At 41.2% G+C, this 18,109-nt stretch carries 17 protein-coding genes and 1 pseudogene; 6 read left to right on the top strand and 12 right to left on the bottom strand.

Features of this window, described 5'->3' with window-relative positions; all coding sequences use genetic code 11:
* Positions 1-85: 85 nt before the first annotated feature.
* From metH to MHI25_RS17565, 6 genes are all read right to left on the bottom strand, one after another.
* The gene (metH, locus tag MHI25_RS17540; protein WP_076128413.1) at positions 86-3,523 is read right to left on the bottom strand and encodes a methionine synthase; all 3,438 of its coding nucleotides are present in this window, start codon (positions 3,521-3,523) and stop codon (positions 86-88) included.
* 119 nt (positions 3,524-3,642) lie between these two features.
* A complete protein-coding gene (locus tag MHI25_RS17545) occupies positions 3,643-4,068 on the bottom strand; it encodes a FixH family protein (RefSeq protein WP_340393793.1) in 426 nt (141 codons plus the stop codon).
* Positions 4,069-4,330: 262 nt separating this feature from the next.
* Positions 4,331-5,116, bottom strand: a complete 786-nt coding sequence (locus MHI25_RS17550; RefSeq protein WP_076304086.1) for an HAD family hydrolase — start codon at positions 5,114-5,116, stop codon at positions 4,331-4,333.
* A gap of 34 nt (positions 5,117-5,150) precedes the next feature.
* The gene (locus MHI25_RS17555) at positions 5,151-5,672 is read right to left on the bottom strand and encodes a hypothetical protein (RefSeq protein WP_076128411.1); all 522 of its coding nucleotides are present in this window, start codon (positions 5,670-5,672) and stop codon (positions 5,151-5,153) included.
* Positions 5,673-5,721: 49 nt separating this feature from the next.
* Entirely contained in the window at positions 5,722-5,931 is a 210-nt protein-coding gene (locus tag MHI25_RS17560) for a DUF896 domain-containing protein (protein WP_036687717.1), read from the bottom strand.
* Between the two features lie 109 nt (positions 5,932-6,040).
* Positions 6,041-6,454, bottom strand: a complete 414-nt coding sequence (locus tag MHI25_RS17565) for a LysM peptidoglycan-binding domain-containing protein (RefSeq protein WP_076128409.1) — start codon at positions 6,452-6,454, stop codon at positions 6,041-6,043.
* 251 nt (positions 6,455-6,705) lie between these two features.
* Here MHI25_RS17565 and lexA point away from each other — a divergent pair, with 251 nt between their 5' ends.
* The 4 genes from lexA to MHI25_RS17585 all read left to right on the top strand — a co-directional run bounded on the left by lexA (position 6,706) and on the right by MHI25_RS17585 (position 9,181).
* Positions 6,706-7,332, top strand: a complete 627-nt coding sequence (gene lexA, locus MHI25_RS17570; protein WP_036687720.1) for a transcriptional repressor LexA — start codon at positions 6,706-6,708, stop codon at positions 7,330-7,332.
* Positions 7,333-7,510: 178 nt separating this feature from the next.
* Entirely contained in the window at positions 7,511-7,849 is a 339-nt protein-coding gene (locus MHI25_RS17575; RefSeq protein WP_076128407.1) for a L,D-transpeptidase, read from the top strand.
* 150 nt (positions 7,850-7,999) lie between these two features.
* Positions 8,000-8,380: a hypothetical protein gene (locus tag MHI25_RS17580; RefSeq protein ID WP_139329870.1), complete on the top strand. Its 381-nt coding sequence runs from the start codon at positions 8,000-8,002 to the stop codon at positions 8,378-8,380.
* Positions 8,381-8,602: 222 nt separating this feature from the next.
* Positions 8,603-9,181 carry a hypothetical protein gene (locus MHI25_RS17585; RefSeq protein ID WP_076128403.1) on the top strand — a complete coding sequence of 193 codons (579 nt, stop codon included), beginning with the start codon at positions 8,603-8,605 and terminating at the stop codon, positions 9,179-9,181.
* A gap of 105 nt (positions 9,182-9,286) precedes the next feature.
* Here MHI25_RS17585 and MHI25_RS17590 read toward each other — a convergent pair whose 3' ends face one another.
* The 4 genes from MHI25_RS17590 to MHI25_RS17605 all read right to left on the bottom strand — a co-directional run bounded on the left by MHI25_RS17590 (position 9,287) and on the right by MHI25_RS17605 (position 11,913).
* The gene (locus tag MHI25_RS17590; RefSeq protein ID WP_340393795.1) at positions 9,287-10,069 is read right to left on the bottom strand and encodes an MBL fold metallo-hydrolase; all 783 of its coding nucleotides are present in this window, start codon (positions 10,067-10,069) and stop codon (positions 9,287-9,289) included.
* Positions 10,070-10,561, bottom strand: a complete 492-nt coding sequence (locus MHI25_RS17595; RefSeq protein WP_076184439.1) for a cupin domain-containing protein — start codon at positions 10,559-10,561, stop codon at positions 10,070-10,072.
* A 32-nt stretch (positions 10,562-10,593) separates the two neighbouring features.
* Complete coding sequence (locus tag MHI25_RS17600) at positions 10,594-10,797, bottom strand: DUF5316 domain-containing protein (protein WP_076190187.1); 204 nt, start codon at positions 10,795-10,797, stop codon at positions 10,594-10,596.
* A 426-nt stretch (positions 10,798-11,223) separates the two neighbouring features.
* Positions 11,224-11,913, bottom strand: coding sequence for a hypothetical protein (locus MHI25_RS17605; RefSeq protein ID WP_340391880.1), 690 nt, complete (start codon positions 11,911-11,913; stop codon positions 11,224-11,226).
* A 1,425-nt stretch (positions 11,914-13,338) separates the two neighbouring features.
* Between MHI25_RS17605 and MHI25_RS17610 the strand changes: the two genes are divergently transcribed.
* Positions 13,339-13,815 (top strand): ferritin-like domain-containing protein, encoded by a 477-nt coding sequence (locus tag MHI25_RS17610; RefSeq protein WP_076281709.1) that lies wholly within the window; start codon positions 13,339-13,341, stop codon positions 13,813-13,815.
* A 2,025-nt stretch (positions 13,816-15,840) separates the two neighbouring features.
* Here MHI25_RS17610 and MHI25_RS17615 read toward each other — a convergent pair.
* Together MHI25_RS17615 and MHI25_RS17620 are read right to left on the bottom strand one after the other, a co-directional pair.
* The gene (locus MHI25_RS17615) at positions 15,841-16,623 is read right to left on the bottom strand and encodes an SDR family oxidoreductase (RefSeq protein ID WP_340393799.1); all 783 of its coding nucleotides are present in this window, start codon (positions 16,621-16,623) and stop codon (positions 15,841-15,843) included.
* A gap of 286 nt (positions 16,624-16,909) precedes the next feature.
* Positions 16,910-17,677 (bottom strand): nucleotidyltransferase, encoded by a 768-nt coding sequence (locus tag MHI25_RS17620; protein ID WP_340393801.1) that lies wholly within the window; start codon positions 17,675-17,677, stop codon positions 16,910-16,912.
* A gap of 186 nt (positions 17,678-17,863) precedes the next feature.
* Here MHI25_RS17620 and MHI25_RS17625 point away from each other — a divergent pair.
* A pseudogene (locus MHI25_RS17625) lies at positions 17,864-18,034 on the top strand (YHYH domain-containing protein); the annotation flags it as partial.
* Positions 18,035-18,109 lie beyond the last annotated feature (75 nt).

Consider the following 18,109-nt stretch of genomic DNA (forward strand, 5'->3'; position numbering starts at 1 on the left):
TCTTCCAGCAAAAAACCCCCCAGTTACGGGAGGTTCCGCTGAAAGGGATACAATCCCCTACAGACCAGGTATATAAATGAAAGAATTACAGCTTCTCTACATTAAAATACTGCGCTTCTGGATGGGCAAATACCATAGCCGAAACGGAAGCTTCGGGCTCCATCATAAAGCCTTCTGTAAGGTGAACACCGATATCCTCCGGAGATAACAACTTAAACAGTGGACCTTGATCTTCTAAATCCGGGCAAGCAGGATAACCAAATGAAACACGGATTCCTTGGTATCTTGCCCCATGTCTTTGCTTCATCGTCATATCCGCCGGATCCGGGAAACCCCAAGTATCGCGCATCATATGATGGACGCGTTCCGCCAGTCCTTCTGCCACTTCAAGTGCAACCGACTGCAAGGCGTGTGAACGCAGATAATCTCCGCTTTCTTTCAGCTGAGTAGACAATTCACGTACACCGTGACCTGCTGTTACAACTAGGAATCCAACATAGTCCATAATACCACTGTCAACAGGTTTCAAGAAGTCCGCCAAGCACAGATGAGGCTCTACCCCTTGTCTCGGGAAAGTAAAGGTATGCAGGATCTCGGACGTATTCTGTGGATTATACACTATAATATCATTCCCTTGCGATTGTGCAGGGAAGAATTGATACATAGCATGTGGAGTAATGGTACCCTCTAGCATCGCTTGATGGAGAATATCGTCTACGGTACCCTTCAGTTCAACAGTCCGCTGATCTCCAGCAGCTAATTGGGCTTCTACAGAACCCCGTAACCCCAAATGATGACCCAGCAGCATTTGCATATTCACATAGGGGATAATATGCCCCAATGGATAGTTACGCAGTACGTGGCGTTCTAAATCCGGTGGAACAAATACAGGTGCATCTGGAGATATTTTGGAACGCACTGCTCTGGTTAGTTTCGGCAGTTCTTGCTTAGGCGCCACCGCAACCGCTGCTTCTGCCTCCACACGAATTTCCTCGGCAATCTTCTCCCGTTCTTCAGGGTTCATAAGCCGATTGGCAATATCCAGCCCGTCCATAGCGTCCTTAGCATACAATACTAGACCGTCATATTCTGGACGAATACGGGTCTTCGTAAATTTACGGGTCAAAGCTGCGCCGCCAACCATAATCGGAACATCGATCCCTGCTGTACGTAGATCCTGAGCGGTGAGGACCATCTGCTGAGCAGATTTCACAAGCAACCCGGACAATCCTATCGCATCAGCTTTTTCTCGACGGAAGGCTTCGATAATGGTCTCTGGTGGTACTTTTATACCCAAATTAATGATCTGATAACCATTATTGGAGAGGATGATCTCCACTAGATTCTTACCAATATCATGCACGTCCCCTTTTACGGTTGCCAGCATAATTTTTCCTTTAACCGCTGTCTCATCCTTCTGCATAAACTGCTCTAGATGATTGACAGAAGCCTTCATCACTTCAGCGCTTTGCAGCACCTCAGCAACGATCAATTCATTATTATTAAATAACCGGCCGACTTCCGACATCCCTGCCATCAGCGGTCCATTGATGATCTCCAGCGGACCAGATTTAGTCAATGCTTCATTAAGGTCAGGAATGAGTCCTTCCTTCGTACCTTCAACCACATAGGAAGCTAAACGTTCTTCAAGTGACAGGTTGGAAATCTTCTCTTTTTTCTCTACTTTTTTACCACGGAAAGCAGCTACAAAAGCAGAAAGCGTCTCATCATTCGTATTATAAATCAGTTCCTCAGCAAGATGACGTTCTTCAGCAGGAATGGAAGCATACCGCTCCACTTTTTCTGTATTTACGATCGCATAATCTAATCCAGCTTTTGTACATTCATAAAGGAATACGGAGTTCAACACTTCACGACCCGCTTCCGGCAATCCAAAGGAGACGTTGCTAATGCCCAAGATCGTATGAACGCCTGGAAGTGCTTCCTTGATCAAACGAATGCCGTCAATCGTTTCTTTTGCTGAACCGATATATTGTTCATCTCCGGTTCCTACAGGGAACACCAACGTGTCAAAAATAAGATCTTCTCCTGCTAAACCGTACTTATTTACTAGCAAGTCATAGGAGCGTTTAGCCACTTCCAGTTTATCTGTCGCCTTAATGGCTTGTCCCGTCTCATCGATGGTACCCACAACAATAGCTGCACCATATTTATGAATGATCGGCGTCACCAGCTCGAATTTTTCTTCACCATCTTCAAGGTTAATGGAGTTAATTATCGCCTTACCTTGACAGTACTGCAAAGCCAAATCGATAACCTTAGGATCGGTAGTATCGATCATCAGGGGTACTTTAACCTTTTTCACAACCAGTTCTAAGAAAAGCTTAATATCTTCAATCTCATCACGGTCAGGGTCTTGTACACACACGTCAATAACCTGTGCCCCACTCTTCACCTGAGCACGGGCAATTTCTGAGGCTTCCTCATATTTACCTTCGACGATAAGACGTTTAAATTTACGAGAGCCAAGTACATTCGTACGTTCACCAACCATGTATGGGCGGTTGTCGTTCTCAATATAGATAGGCTCGATGCCTGAAAGTGCAGGCGGATGATTACCTGTCAGCGGGCGTGGAGGATATTCAGAAAGTGCTTCCTTCATCGCACGGATATGCTCTGGTGTCGTTCCACAGCACCCCCCCGCAATGTTCAGCCAGCCTTTTTCGGCAAAGGCTGCAATCTTGCGAGCTAAAGAATCTGGAGATTCATGATAATGTCCGTTCTCATCCGGCAATCCTGCGTTTGGATAACAGCTCACGGCTGCGGAGGAGATCTCCGAAAGCGAACGAATGTGATCCCGCATGAACTCAGGACCAGTCGCACAGTTGAGGCCCATAGAGATAGGCTTCAGATGTTCTAATGAGATATAAAATGCTTCAATATTCTGACCCGCCAATGTAGTACCCATTGGTTCAATTGTTCCGGAAATCATAACCGGCAATGTGATGCCAGTCTTTTCAAAAGCATTACGAATACCAATACTTCCAGCTTTAACGTTAAGTGTATCTTGAGAGGTCTCCAGCAGCAAAACATCTACTTTACCGTCGATCAATGCCACTGCTTGTTCCTCATAGCTATCAACTAACTCTTGGAAAGTAACGCCTCCAGTTACTGAGAGCGTTTTTGTTGTTGGACCCATAGCCCCCACGACGTATCGCGGACGGTCAGGTGTGTCATATTTGTCTACTGCTCTGCGAGCCAACTCTGCTGCCGCTAGATTGATCTCACGTGCCCGCTGAGGAATATCATATTCAGCTAGCACAACAGAGGTTGCACCAAATGTGTTAGTCTCAATGAGATCAGCCCCTGCTTCGAGGTACTGCTCATGAATCGTCTGAATGACTTCTGGACGTGTTAATACCAGCATTTCATTACAGCCGTCCAGCTCATCGCCTCCAAAATCTTCTCCAGTAAGAGGCACCTGTTGGATCATCGTGCCCATTGCGCCATCAAGGATCAAAATCCTTTGTTGTAAGCTTTCCTCAAGTGTATATTTAGCCAACTAATAGTCCCCCCAGTAAAACATTAGAGTAAGTTTAGCAGAATAAAGGAATTTCGAAAAGCCTTCCTTTCCACTCTGCTTTATCTGTTATTGTTCAGTAACCTTTGCGAACCTTTGAATCATGGTTTCACAGACAGCTCTTTGCTAGGCATAGAGTGCTGTGTCCGGGCTGTCACATGTGAAGTGACATTATATTGTCCTTCCTTTTCAAGGGTCCCTTCTGCTTGATAGACTCCTTTACCAATTAGCTTTCCCTTAAGCTCTACTTTCTGTCCCTCATCATCTTTATTCACAATTTCGAACAGAACCTCTTTTGCATCATCTACTGCCTCGTTATCTTGGGTCACCACAGCTTCAAAGGTTACCTTTTGATTTACAACAACTTCTTCAGGACTCCATTGTAGTTCGACTTTGATAGGTTCCATAGACATGTTCATATTCATGTTATGTATTTCTGAATGCTTGGTTCCATTTGAAGAACATCCACCTAGTACTAGAAGTGTTGCACCTAATAATACAGCGACTAATTTCTTCGATCTCATCATTCGGAGCCCTCCCAATCATTATCGAATAATAAAAATCTACCAATTCATGTTATACATCTCCATCTATTATACACATTATTATTGGTTTTTCAGTATTTTGCATCAATTCCGCATTAGTCTTGTGACTTAAATCATTTACTTAAAAATCTAATGAAATCCTTATGTTAGTATGTATGTACAGAAAAGCAGCGAGTTTCTTAGGATCTCAGAAGCTCGCTGCTTTTATAAAGTCTTTATGTTGGAGCTAATAGCTCTATATATCTTACAAGGATTGAACTAGTGGAAGAAGTTCCTCAAGGTGATTGATTTCATGATCCGGATGAATATCAAGACTAGGTGCTCTATCTTTTCTATTAATCCAGACCGTGGTCAACCCTGCTGCCAGCCCCCCACGGATATCCGTTGTCAGCTTATCGCCGACCATAACCGCTTGCTCAGGCGTTACATCAAGAAGCTCTAAAGCATGCAGGAAAATTTCCTTATCCGGTTTGCCTTTACCAAAGCTTCCGGAAATCACAATATGATCAAAGAAAGGAATTAACTCGGGCACACCATCTAGTTTCTCTTGTTGCAGTGCAGGACAGCCGTTCGTAAGTAGCAAAAGCTTCACTTGACCCCGTAACTGTTCCAGTACATGCATTGTTTCTTCATAGATGTATGGACGTTTTCTGCGCTCTGCTGCGAATTTAGTTGCCAAGGTCTCAGCTAGTGCTTCGTCTTCCACCCCTAACACTGCAAGTCCGCGACGCCAAGACTCTTTACGATATACCGGTGCAAGCTGCTCCAATTGACGGAATTCTGGCTGTTCACCTGCCGTAAAGTTAGCCCAGAGTGCTTCATAAGGATTAATTCCGATCATCTTTGTAAATGGGAACGTCTCATAAGATTCATACAAGCTACTTGCTTCCTTACGAACTGCAACTTCTAGTTCTTGTGGATCGATCGTATCCCCGGCGGCTTCACAAGCAGAACGAAATGCTTCTTCGACGCTCCGATCATCCCACAGCAATGTATCATCAAGGTCAAATAGTACAGCAGAAATTGGCATTACAGGTCTCCCTCTCCCTTTAACTGGTCTAGTTCTATTCGTGAACTACTTCAATGTTGTGAGCTTTAGCAAATGCTTCTAATCGTGTACTCATCGCATTAGTATCATAGCGATTCATAAGTTTTGTGAAAATCCATTTCGTACGTTTCCCTTTGTGCTTAATGACTACAGCTCCACGCGAAAGGGTGATTTTCTCAATATCTGCAGCTGGAAGTCCGCGTTCGCGATTGAATTTAATAGTGGACAGTCTTGCTTTTTCCACCTTCAAGTACGGACGACGGAAGAACAATAGCGCTGCCAGCAAATAGTACAGTACTACTCCCAGCCAATTAGCCAGCATGCCATTGCCTTTGGCCTGATCAATAGAACCAACTACCCAAAACATAGTACCAAGTATCACTAACACTACCGGAAATGCAATGTTGCGACCTTTAAAGACTTCGGCATTCTGGGTAGGAGATTTAGAGGCATAAATCGTATCCTTGCCTTGTTTCTTTCTTTGCTTGTTGATTTGCTGTGTGTTGCGTTGAACCATTCTTTCCCAAGAACGGGCCATGTGCGTTCCCCCTAGTCATCCTGAAATATCTATGAAAAGGAACAGCGAGCTAATGTTTAAGCCCCTTGTTACCTTGTTCATGCTCATCGTTATCTACTACTTCAATAGTATTTAATTGTGCTCGGAAGTTATTGCGGATATTCCCCAGGTAAATTTCACGAAGCTTGGCGCGTTCCGCCACTTCCTCTTGATTAAGGCCTACGCTCTTCTGTTTGCGTGCCAATTCGTTAATTCGCGCGACCAACTCATCAATATTCAATACTTTCCCTCCCCCTATAAATTAATTCTAACTCTGCCATGAGAAAAAGAGCTTGTCAAGGTCTACTCCCTGCAAGCTCTACTGGTCATTCTATTATGTTCTCAGAAAATTAATAAATAGGTAAAGTAAGTATGTCTCCAGCGTTAATTTGACTACTCTTAATCCCACTTGAACGTTTAATTCCTTCTATATAAACAACTGTCTTCATATCAGCTGGTTTATTCTTAAGAGCAATACTCCATAGTGTATCTCCACGTTCAACCACAATCCGCTTCTCTTCCTTCATTATAGTCGTCGATCCTGCAAACACATTTCCCACTACTGTTAGGCCAGATAATACTAGCACGAAAATCAATATTAACTTAATAAAGAAATCTTGACGGAACAACGAAATCATCCCTCCAAGCAAACGTTCCGTTATCTCTTTCACCTTAGCGGAATTACGGGCAACGTCATTATGTCCTATAGATTCAACCACAGGGGCCTTGTCGTAGATGCTGCGGTATGTACTGTATTTTAGCATAATCATCATCCTCCAAACACTTGTTCTTACTTTCGAATTTATAATAACACGAACATGTGTTTTGTTCAATACTATTTCAGAACAATTGTTCTCTTTTTTTCGAGAGACTCAAGCGGTTCATTTTATTATCATTTGTCTACCATTTTTTAACTCTAGCAGATTAATATTTATAATAGTTAGAACTTATGTTTGTGCGAACGGTAGTTCTATGTTATAATTTTCCCAAACATTACTATATGGGGTTGATTCCAATGTCAAAGATTTCAAGTCGCCAGCTGGCGATCCTGGAATTTATACGAAGCGAAGTCCGCAGCAAGGGTTATCCACCTTCCGTCCGGGAAATTGGAGAAGCTGTTGGCCTTGCTTCCAGCTCCACAGTTCACGGTCATTTGGACCGGCTTGAGAAGAAGGGACTTATTCGTCGAGATCCAACGAAGCCACGTGCAATAGAATTACTAGGCCAAGAGGATTCAGAGAATGTTCACCAATTCGCGCAGACCATCTCACGGATTCCTGTTGTAGGTAAAGTTACCGCCGGGGTACCTATCACTGCTACAGAGAATATCGAAGACTACTTCCCACTTCCTACTCACTATGTAGGTGACAACAAAGTATTTATGCTGTCTGTCATGGGTGATAGTATGGTGGACGCAGGCATTATGAATGGTGACTATGTGATTGTTCGCCAACAACAAACAGCGGACAACGGAGATATCGTTGTAGCCATGACGGAAGAAGATGAAGCAACCGTTAAGACCTTTTACAAGGAACGTGATCATATACGGCTTCAGCCGGAGAATCCAGCTTATGAGCCGCTTCGCCTTAATCGCGTAACTATTCTCGGAAGAGTCATCGGATTGTTTCGAGATATTCACTAAGTATGCACTTCTAACATAAAAGGCTGGTCCGCATATGCGGACCAGCCTTTTTTCTACGTTTTTTTGCTTTTCCAACCACTTACGAACACTTGTTCCCAATGGCTAAAATGGCCATTTTCTATGAATAACCCTTTAGGCGTTCTGCTCATATCCTAATTAGAAAGGAGTGTTGCGTATAATGCCCAACTACCGAATTATTGTAGATCTGACCCAACGAATGTTATATCTTCTGGACAATGATATTGTGATTAGAGGTTTCCCTGTCGGCATCGGTAAGATGTTAACCCAATCCCCAGTGGGTGAATTCACTATTATTAACAAACAACCCGACCCAGGGGGTCCCTTCGGTGTTTTTTGGATGGGACTGTCTAAACCACACTACGGAATTCATGGAAACAATGACCCTTCCTCCATTGGGAAAGAGGTGTCCCACGGCTGCATCCGGATGTACAACGAGGATGTGTTAGCACTCGCTGCTATTGTCCCTATAGGCACACGAGTAACGATAAGAAATTAAATTCGAATGGAGGCTCGGCAACCCCCAAATCACATTAAAAAATGGGGGTCATTACATAAGTAAGTATTTTTTCATTAGCATACTAGGAGTTTGATGATTATATGTCGAATATTGTTAACAGGATTGCAAATTGAAAAGGATGTGTTTAGTTTGAATAATTCAAAAATTAGAACCCTCGTCGATTTTAAAGTCGATGCACTGGGTAAGCTGTCCGGTTTACTTTTAAATGATGAACAAGCTAGTGGAAAAAAAGTGAATTTGCTCACCTCTTTTGGCAGCATTCAGGGAATCGTCTCTCCAACCGTCTCCAACAAAGAGGATGTATTTGATTTAAAATCGTTGATGGATGATGTAATTGTAGACGAATACATATCTTATTTGGGAGCAGAACACCCTGATAAAAATTTCAGCTATAACTTTGTTGTCCTCAATGACGTTACTGTAAGACCTTATGCTAGTTATGGGACTCCGATCGAATACAAACAGCTGATTGTTTATACCGATCATATCACTGCCTTCAATTTTCTATAGGTTTACATAATCACCTTAAAAAGCACTCTTGCAGCAACCCCCAATTTTGCATCATTTGCAGAATCGGAAGGTTTCTCTGGGTGCTTTTTTTGGGTTAATCGTGAAGTCGATCCTATAATTCCACGAATTTCCCTTTTAAAAGATACTAGTGGAGATCATTCAGGCATATCTTTCAATAAGCAACAATTTGAGTCTAATGAGATAACTAGGAGGTGTGATTATATGCTGATTATCCTGATGTACTTATTTGCTATTTTAGGAGTTGTTTTAATTCTAAGTGCCGCCATTATAAAATTGAAAACGCTATCTGCTTCATCTGAAATTTCTAAGCTAGTTAATGCGACCTCATCTTTTAACATCAGCTTCACCAAAACATTCATTCCCCCCAATCAATCTCACTTGATCGCACTTAACGAGCCTAATAAAAAATTAGCAATTGGCACCAAAAATCCGAAGAGTAACAAAAAAGCAGTAGCAAAGCTATACTCTTTTGATAATGTAATGGGATCCGAGATTGTGGTTAACGCACTCACCCTTTCAAAAGTCTCCAAAAGACATCAAAACAGCAAAACTACTGCAACAAGTGCAGATATTAATGTCCTTAAGGACACCGATGAAGAAGCTAATGTGATAGAAGAGCTTACGCTTAAAATATATATGAACAGCAAAGAAACGCCTGTGTATTGTATCTCCTTCTTGCCGGGTTTATTGCCTATTCAACAATCCGACAACCAGTACAAGGAAGCTTACTCCCAAGTACAACAATTGCATGCACTGTTCAGGTCAATCGTATCTGAATAATTAAGTTGTTTTTTGCGCAATAAGATGTGTGAATTATTTTTCGCAAAAGCCTTTGATGTAGACACCATATCGCCATACCCCCATTTGTTTTCGACATAGAAAAATCTAAAATTGCACACTAAACCCATCAAACTGGTGAATGCCCGTACCATGTTCCACTACCTTTTGCTCACGTAACTCACGAACTGCCTTTTCGACCTCTTGTAAAATAGATGGATCTAAACCCAGTGTATTATGAGAACCGAATACTTGGGTAACTCCTGGAATTTCCGTAATCTTTTCTAAGGATGCCACTAAATCAACCGGACTAGTCGAAGGGTAAAAGGCATAGATTGGCGTAACGTCATACAATAAATCACCTGTAAACAGATATCCGTTGGCATGATCAAAAAGGCTGATATGACCTGGCGAATGACCTGGTGTGTGGTAAATTTCTATTTTGCGCCCGCCTATGTCGAGCACATCCCCTTCTTGTAAAAGAGCTGTTGGTTTCCCTTGAAAAGGTATGTAGGTGTTAGGATCAAAGGTTTCAGGAACAGGAAGGGTGATGTCCCGGCTCATATCTTTTCGAATCTGGGCAAGGGACAAGCCTTTTATTCCGTTAATCAGCCAATCCTCATCCGCTTTATGAACATAGATTGTCTCGAATTGCCCATGACTGCCAATATGATCTGCATGCACATGCGTAGTTATGACAGCGATAGGTAAATCCGTTAACTGGTCCGTTATTCTTTTTATATTATCAATACCTAATCCCGTATCAATTAACGCGGCTTGTTTTTGCCCCAAGAGTAAAAAAGAATGCACCTTTTCCCAATGTCCATATTCACTGATTGCATAGGTGGTCGGATCAATTTCAGTTACTGTAAACCAACGATCTTTAATCAATTACACTCCCCCATTCCATTTTTCCCTTACATGCTCTTCTCCCTTACAATAATCCGCCTGTTCATCTGCTTGATAGATTTCTTGATAGGGCAAAATGTTGATTTTGCCTGAGTCTGGATATTCGCAAACATCTATTCCCTGATTCGTTCGGAGATCCAGATACCTGCATGGTGCATCGGAATGATTATAAAGCTGGTGCGCCCCTTCCGGTCCCATTTCAAAAAATATTACATCCCCTTCAGTAACCTCCGTAAAACCCTCGGGTGTTCTTAACATCGCTTTTCCCGCTAAAATCACAAATATTTCTTCAGCATTTCTATGAAAATGATAAGGAAAAGAATATTTATCAGGATCTAAAGATCTGATATCAAAAACTAAATGCTTGGAGCCCACCATTTCAGCTAACCTTTCACTCGTATGCCAAGCAAACTCTGGGATCGGGGACTGTTTTTGTGTAAAAGAGACCGTATTTTCATTAAAAATCTTCACCATCTGCAACACTCCTCCTTATGTTGTGCGTTCATTTACAACAAATAAAGAATCCCAGCTACAGCTAATGAAATAAGACCACCTAAAGCGGACCAATTCGCTACTTTTTTTTTAGCTTTACGGTCTTGCTTAGATTCCGAATAAAAGTTACCTCTTTGTTGTGTACCTGTCGTGAAGGCTCCAACACATATACCTGAAATTATAAAGAAGCCCAATCCTATGTAAATAAAAATTTGCATGAACTTACTCCTTCCCAGGAAAGAATTAGTTATCTATATATAAGATATTTTAACATTAAATCCCTCTACTACGTGCCCTGACTTTCGGACCCAGATGACGCTATTTGCTAATTTTCAGCCTTTGGAGCATGGTTTCGGACTCCAGTGACGTTATTCCTAAAAAAGAAGCTCATATTAGGTCTTTTTATTGCCAATTGCGACTATGGAGTCCTTTATTATCCCAAATGTAGGGTAAAGCTTCGTATAAGGTCTGCTGGATCCTATAGCAGGCTCATACGCGAAATTTGCAACCTCAGCAAACGAAAATTGGCGTTCGAATGAAGTAAGGTACCAAAAAGAAGAAGAAGTGTGCCAACAACCATTTTTTTGATTATGGTTATGGCACACCCCTTCTACTCCGCACAACTCCTTCGGCTCTGATCACACTTAATTCCTTTCAAGTTCAAGTGTTGCCAGTGAAACCATCACCCAAGGTGCAAACTTATTCGACGAATCCCCCTTAGGATTGTGTATCCGAAAAAGAAAAGCTTCCCCCGCCTGATTCTTCCAGACCATATAATCTTCTATCCCTTTATCACCGGTTGCCTGCAGATATAGTTCAGCAAAACCTAGAGGATGTTCAATTAGTTCCCCGCTATGGTCGTTGGCTTTGCCAATTGCAGAAAGCTCGGTTTGTCCCTGCTGCTTCAAAGCTGTGAGATCGTAATCGGCAGGTAAGTGTTTAATTTCGGCATAATAGGTTGGATCCTCAGTTAATGATAAACGACCAGACTGTGAGTCTAGTGTGAAACCCTGAAAAACATACAGGGAATATCCATCACCTTTCCCAAGTGTACCTTCTTGCCCTGAGACCCCTCCCTCCTGTTCACCAAATGCTTTGGTCTTTGGCCGATCGGATGTTAGAGGATCAGTGGCCTCCGGACTGGCGGACTCCTGCGCCTCCATAGAAGGAGTAGCAGAAGGTTCAGGAGTGCTTGTAGCTTCAACAACTGGCATTGTCGCTGCACTTGACGCTGTAGGTTTTGCCTCGTCTGTTGTTTTATTGTTACTACATGCACCGAGAATTGAGGAAGACAGAAGAATACTAATAACTGTAGTTAATAATATTTTTTTCATTACGCACCTCCTTATTACTATATTAGTTATTACCCACATGAGTGACGTGTCCTCTTATTCTTCAAACCTTTTCTCAATTTTATTGCTACGGATTGAAAAATTTCAAACAATCGACTCGTTCTTATTTACAGCTATGGAGTTGTGCTCGAAATTCAAATTGTTCCCGGACGATTCGGGCACCAACTATCTTAATTAATGCCACCAGATTCCATAAAGTGACCCATGAGATCTTAGTTCTTCTCGGTTTCATAAGGTTAATTGGACTGAGCAAGAGCAAGGTAGACGATAAAACAATTAAAGTGAAAAAAAATTTACAATCACTTTTACTTTAACACTTTTAGAATATACAAAAATAATAAAATAGCGACTCACAGCCAACCGCGGGGGGGGTCTGTAAATCGCCATTCTTAATGGTCTGTAACTCAGGTCTTGTGTCAATACTCTTTGATAAATTCTTTTATAGTCACGATGCGGGAATATAACCAATGACTGACCATGACTATGTATAATCGTCTATAGAGTTATTTTTTTGATTTATAACTTCTTACTAATAAACTAATACCTTTAAAAATCAAAACCACTAATATCCCGAAAATTATCAAAGTTAATATTAAGTTTGACCAAACTATATCCAAATTCACTCCTCCGTCTCTGCATTTAATTCATCTATCTCCCATGATATCCCATTATTTATGATAAATGAACAACTTCTTACACATCAAAATTATTAGCCTGTATAATATCCTCGATTAACAAACTGTTTGTAGGCGTTTTATAGGTATATCATAAATGATACTCAAAAGGCCAGCAGGCTGCCTATACAAAAACAAAGTAAACCCTCAATGGCAAAGGCGTTAAAGTTTTATCAGTTTAAGATTACAGTTAGATTACAGTTACTAAAGCGGCACTTAGTCACTAAGCTGCTGATATCACTAAAAGCTAGATTAAATCCACGTTCATCTTCCCTGAGCTGCAGCTCCCACATAGCCCGTTGACTTTGTTGATTCCACAACCGGAGGAGCTCGTAAAAGCATGATAATCCCATCGCTACAAACACTTTAAACCAACAATTTAAGATTCTCAAACCCAACAGGGTTTGGGTCATTGTCATTATATATATTCCTTGCCGGGGATGTCGGTTGTATCTGGCTAGCGTAATGAATCTGTGAACACGTGAAATCATTGGATGGCGACTGGAAAATCATAAGGAAAACCAATTGTGCGCAAACGAATGTATGGATCGATAAGGTATCTTTCACCAGCTCGTTTTGCTGAGCAATTTACTAGAAAATCTATTTCTTACCGTCCACTTTTTTGACTTTGGTCTAATTAAGAAAAAGTAAGAAGTGAGATCATGCTCATACAATCAGTTAGCGAGCATATGATTGTTGATAGAATACTTATAAATTATTGGAGGTTTTGCTAATGTATATGGTGTATCCTTATTGGTTCAGATCTCAATTTGTCCCCATTTGGGCAACTTCAACTCAAGAGGCTCTTGAATTAATGAGGACTTCAGTCCAAGGTGAACGAAATGACGAACTTTTTTATGACCAACTCATTCAACTTGCTCCGAATAAAGAACAAGCTGAAGTTATTACTTCTATTCGGAATGATGAACGTGGGCATAATCTTATGTTTCGACAAATGTACAGAGAATTGACAGGACATGAAGTGACAGGAGTTAGCGACGAAGTCCCTGAACAAGTTAATTCGTATAACAATGGTTTGCAAAAAGCCTTTCAAGGTGAATTGTCAGCGGTTGAAAAGTATCGAAAGATATGGTTCGGTCTTCCGTATGGCGTTTATAAGGATACTTTATATGGCATTATTCTCGATGAGCAAAAGCATGCAGCGAAGTATAATAATTTATTGCTACTAAATTCAGCTGCAAATCAGTAGTCATTGTATCGACTGCCCTTCAGAAATACACAACTTTACTTTCATAATATTAAGCGTGTCCCCTCTGCCTTCTCTCGAGTGCAAATGTAAGTCTTATCTTGTACCTGTGTCATGACGGCGCCTTCCCTAACACGTTGAACTCATCCACATTCTCGATCCAATCAAATGTCCCGCCCACGATGTGTGTGAACGATGCGTCAGCTCTATCCATACCACCATTATTCCCCGCATTTCTTTCTGATACTTCGTATATGATCGAACGTTTACTTTCCAACTGTCGAACTATGGTCTGCAGCACAATTCCTCAAAAACCATATTCTTTGCCCTCATCTTAATAATCCACTTTTCGCTATGCAGCTAAGCTAGATGGTGTTAAGCCTTCTGGCTTTTTTACATTTTAGTCAAGAACGAATTCAAAGGTAACGCATGCTTTGGATTCGCCTTTGAATTGATTATCGATAACGAAACATACGAGTGAAATTTATCAAAAGGCCGAGCTCGCAATTCAAAAATTCAATCATTTGACTGAGTCATAGCATTCTCCTTATAAGAGGCTAAGAAGTTTTACCTGTCGCGAAAATGGCTTGTCCCAAGTTGGAGAGCATTCTTATAGTCCAATTCATAAAATCGTTTAGCCAGCTTATTACCCCTTTCAAGCTTTGGAATAACACGTTTAGGTCATGGTAGCATAAGAATCACAGCGCACATACACACATATTTCAAAGAAAATAAATGAAAGCAGTATGGAGAAATTTGAAGCTCATATGAGAAGTATCCTCGAATGATCACTACATTTTTTGGGGGCATTACGGGGGCGTCCATAAACCTCTACAATATCTCCTATCCTTACCCCCACACACAAAAAAAACTCAACACCAAAGGCGTTAAGGGTTTAAAGGTTCTAGTAAAGCGTCATATATTGGTTACTTTCCCACTCGTGAACCGAGTCCGGTTTACAGTTTGCCTTTTTATAATGGTCTGAATAGTACCTAATTCCGTTAAAATAAAGGGTTCTCTGAGAAAACGATTACGGATTTCATTGTCTTCCTTCTATTATTTGTGAGCATTTTGTGGGCGTTTATGTGTGCAGGAAATATAGCCCAATTTTCAATCAGAAGAGGTACTACAAATGCAATTGAAGATTTCAATCTAGGGAATAGAATCCAGAATATCGCTATCTTAAAAGTGGCTTGAAAATCGTATTGGGAGAATCATCGCCGTTAAAATTAACTTTAGATATCGGATAACCATCGCTAATTGGCTTCGTTCCGGAATCATTGGTGGATGTATCATAGGATCCATTGCCTCCGTGAGGGAAGAAATTTAATGTATGAACAAAAACCCTGCTACCATCATGGTCAGCAAGGTTTTATTATGACGCTTACTCGTAGAGTTGATTACAGATAAAACAAAATTTTTTTAGCAATAAAAGAGCAGTTCAGGTTATCCCTGTGATGACTCTTCTACATGGTACAACTCCTAACAGCAGCAATACAATGTTACACAGCTTATCTACTACTAAAGGACAAGAAAAAAGGAACCATAAAACGTCGCCCGCGCGGCAAACGAAAATAGTTTCCCGGAGACGCCACTGATGCTACCGATACAACGACAGAACCATTACTCAAATGACAGGGCTGCTTACTTTGGAATGTCCCAGAGAACTTTTGAAGAACAAGGAGCACCCTCTAAATTATGAGATGGGAAGATTTAAAGCCGGGACAGTCCGTGCATATCTGTGACAATCACGATAGCGGATTTGGTGGAAGGTGCGGAAGTATTGTAGCTATTGGTACTTTTATTGGTATCAGCGAACGTATAGGTGCGTTGATTGACATATATGAACCGTTACTAATAATTATTTAACCAGAAGCCCTCGAAGAAGTCGACTTCTAATCACTGCCACCAGGACTGGCTGAATTTGATATAAGACCCATCAAATTATAATGCCTCGTCAGCATTATCACTGACGAGGCGATTTTCACATCGTATTAGCTAGGTGTCTCATTGAGCTATCGTTCTCCGTTAGTTGAATCCACCCGTGGAATGTAAAACTTGGCCAGTAATCCACTCCCCATCATCGGTGGCTATGAATGCAACCAGACGAGCTGCATCCTTAGGCAATCCTACTCTACCTGTTACAAATTGCTTAGATAACTGCTGTCGTAGGTCAGGAGTCATCCAGCCGGTGTCTGTGGGTCCAGGATTTATCGCATTTACGGTGATGCCTTTCGGACCCACCTCTGCTGCAAAAGTTCGTGTGAAAGCATCTATTGCCCCTTTCGTTGTGGCATAAGAGATTTCACCAGCCATGGGGCCTAGTGATTGGCCCGATGTCATATTAATAACTCGACCACCTGCCGATTGCGTAAACCGTCTAGCGAATTCCACACTAAGCATAGTTACCGCCCTAACATTAATTGCGTAGTGTGCATCCAAAGACTCTGGGGTAATCGTGGTTAAGTCATCGTTAACCGAATAACAAGCATTGTTAACAAGAATGGAAGGTTCTCCTAGCTTCTGCTCAACGTTATTTAATAAATCCATAAAGCTTTCAGGTACAGAAAGATCCATCATTAGGTGTTCGCAACGAACGCCCATGGAACGTATTTCCTCACAAAGTTGCTTTTGCTCCTCGTTATTGCTACCCCAGGGCATCTGTTGATCGTAACTAACCCAGTGTGTAAAAAATACATCAGCGCCTAGATAGGCCAACTCTTTGCACACTGCAGCACCGATTCCTGTGCTGCGACTTGCACCTGTTACTATTGCGATTCGACCTGTTAATCTGCCAAGTGTAGTATTCATGGGTCTTTTCTCTCCTTTTTATTTTGAAGTCGCATTAAACTGCGGTGACTATTGTGCAAATCTGCCCGTTACTTCAATGAAAACAGCAGGCTACCGTAGCGCCTGCTCATTAATGTGTATTATTCAACTAAAGTTCCCGTTAGCTCAATAGTCTTATGTTTTAATTAGAGTCGCTGCTTATAGTTGTGAGGCTTGCCGAACACCTAACGCAGTGACGTCCCGACGGGCTTAGGGGGCTGGATGTGGTCACTCGCTTCTCAGAGTGACCCGGAGCGTCAATATGGTGTTAGTCGAAGGAAGTTCTGGAAGCAGCCATTGTATTTAAGGCGTTCTCAAAATAGCTATATACTTCATCTGCAATTCCCAGAAACTCTTCAACAAGTACATTACTATCCAAGTAACAAGCATACAGATAATCAACTAAAGCGGAGTCAATCTCACAATAGTTTAATATGGCATTCTTCATCTTAATAATGTCATCTTGCCATACACCTGTATCTTCTAAAACCAAAGAGTATAATGCACGAATTAATCTCTTAGAGTAACCTTTAATATATCTAATTTTCATTGTGTTATCACTAGCATTAGAAAGTAAACTATGTATACGATCTACTTCCTCCTTGGTCTCTGTATTTAAGTCTAAAATGAACTCTGGAGAAATAATTATCGGTGGTACTTTTTCACCAAAGTCATGACCATATATGCAAACACAAATTATCTTTACCCAAAAACCCCACTCATTTGGTTTACTTAATACATCGTCAATCGAGCAAATTATCGTATCAATCTTAGTTACTATTGGATATTCTTCCAAAAGCCTGTCTTTAATATTTGACAATCTTTCGTAATCAATATCTTTGGGATTTACACATACAATAGTAAAGTCTGCATCTGACGTAAAAGGTTTAGCAATTCCTTTTGGAATCGAGCCACACATATAAATGCTATGAATCTTACCTTTGAATTCGGTAAGTATATTATCTATATACTTATCAACAAAATCCTTATATTCACTTTGTATTTCAATTCTATTTATAACTTTTTCTAATATCATATAGACTCCTCCTAAACTAAGAACTTCTTTCGGCTAACGCCTTTTTGGGAACTTCGTAAATTCGTCATGACTTAAGTTATTCGCGAAATCATTCAACTATCCTGCCCCGTTAGCTTAATAAGGGATAAGTGAAAATGTATTCTGATAGACTACTCCAAGAATCAAACATTGGGGTATTTATTTTTTATGAAAAGAATTTTTGTTTCAAGCTTCATGTCACTTTTCTTATTATTGATGCCTGTACTTGCTGAGGCACATCCAGGACGCACAGATGCAAATGGGGGTCATTATTGCCGCACAAATTGCGCAAAGTGGGGACTGGAAAACGGAGAATACCATTACCACAACGGTGGAGGTTCAGATTCTAAACCGGCTGCCACATTTGTAAGACGTTAGATTTTTCAGCTGAGGATGAAGCAACTCTATTCGGAG

Origin of the sequence: Paenibacillus sp. FSL E2-0177, assembly GCF_037992975.1 — a bacterium.
Lineage (GTDB): Bacteria > Bacillota > Bacilli > Paenibacillales > Paenibacillaceae > Paenibacillus_AQ > Paenibacillus_AQ odorifer.

Coding starts and splice junctions, on each gene's coding strand:
- MHI25_RS17550 (WP_076304086.1), bottom strand. CDS start 5,116: ATGCCAATTTCTGCTGTACTATTTGACCTTGATGATACATTGCTGTGG.
- MHI25_RS17615 (WP_340393799.1), bottom strand. CDS start 16,623: ATGAATACTACACTTGGCAGATTAACAGGTCGAATCGCAATAGTAACA.
- MHI25_RS17545 (WP_340393793.1), bottom strand. CDS start 4,068: ATGATGAGATCGAAGAAATTAGTCGCTGTATTATTAGGTGCAACACTT.
- lexA (WP_036687720.1), top strand. CDS start 6,706: ATGTCAAAGATTTCAAGTCGCCAGCTGGCGATCCTGGAATTTATACGA.
- MHI25_RS17600 (WP_076190187.1), bottom strand. CDS start 10,797: ATGCAAATTTTTATTTACATAGGATTGGGCTTCTTTATAATTTCAGGT.
- MHI25_RS17555 (WP_076128411.1), bottom strand. CDS start 5,672: ATGGCCCGTTCTTGGGAAAGAATGGTTCAACGCAACACACAGCAAATC.
- MHI25_RS17575 (WP_076128407.1), top strand. CDS start 7,511: ATGCCCAACTACCGAATTATTGTAGATCTGACCCAACGAATGTTATAT.
- MHI25_RS17585 (WP_076128403.1), top strand. CDS start 8,603: ATGCTGATTATCCTGATGTACTTATTTGCTATTTTAGGAGTTGTTTTA.
- MHI25_RS17595 (WP_076184439.1), bottom strand. CDS start 10,561: ATGGTGAAGATTTTTAATGAAAATACGGTCTCTTTTACACAAAAACAG.
- MHI25_RS17605 (WP_340391880.1), bottom strand. CDS start 11,913: ATGAAAAAAATATTATTAACTACAGTTATTAGTATTCTTCTGTCTTCC.
- MHI25_RS17610 (WP_076281709.1), top strand. CDS start 13,339: ATGTATATGGTGTATCCTTATTGGTTCAGATCTCAATTTGTCCCCATT.
- MHI25_RS17620 (WP_340393801.1), bottom strand. CDS start 17,677: ATGATATTAGAAAAAGTTATAAATAGAATTGAAATACAAAGTGAATAT.
- MHI25_RS17565 (WP_076128409.1), bottom strand. CDS start 6,454: ATGCTAAAATACAGTACATACCGCAGCATCTACGACAAGGCCCCTGTG.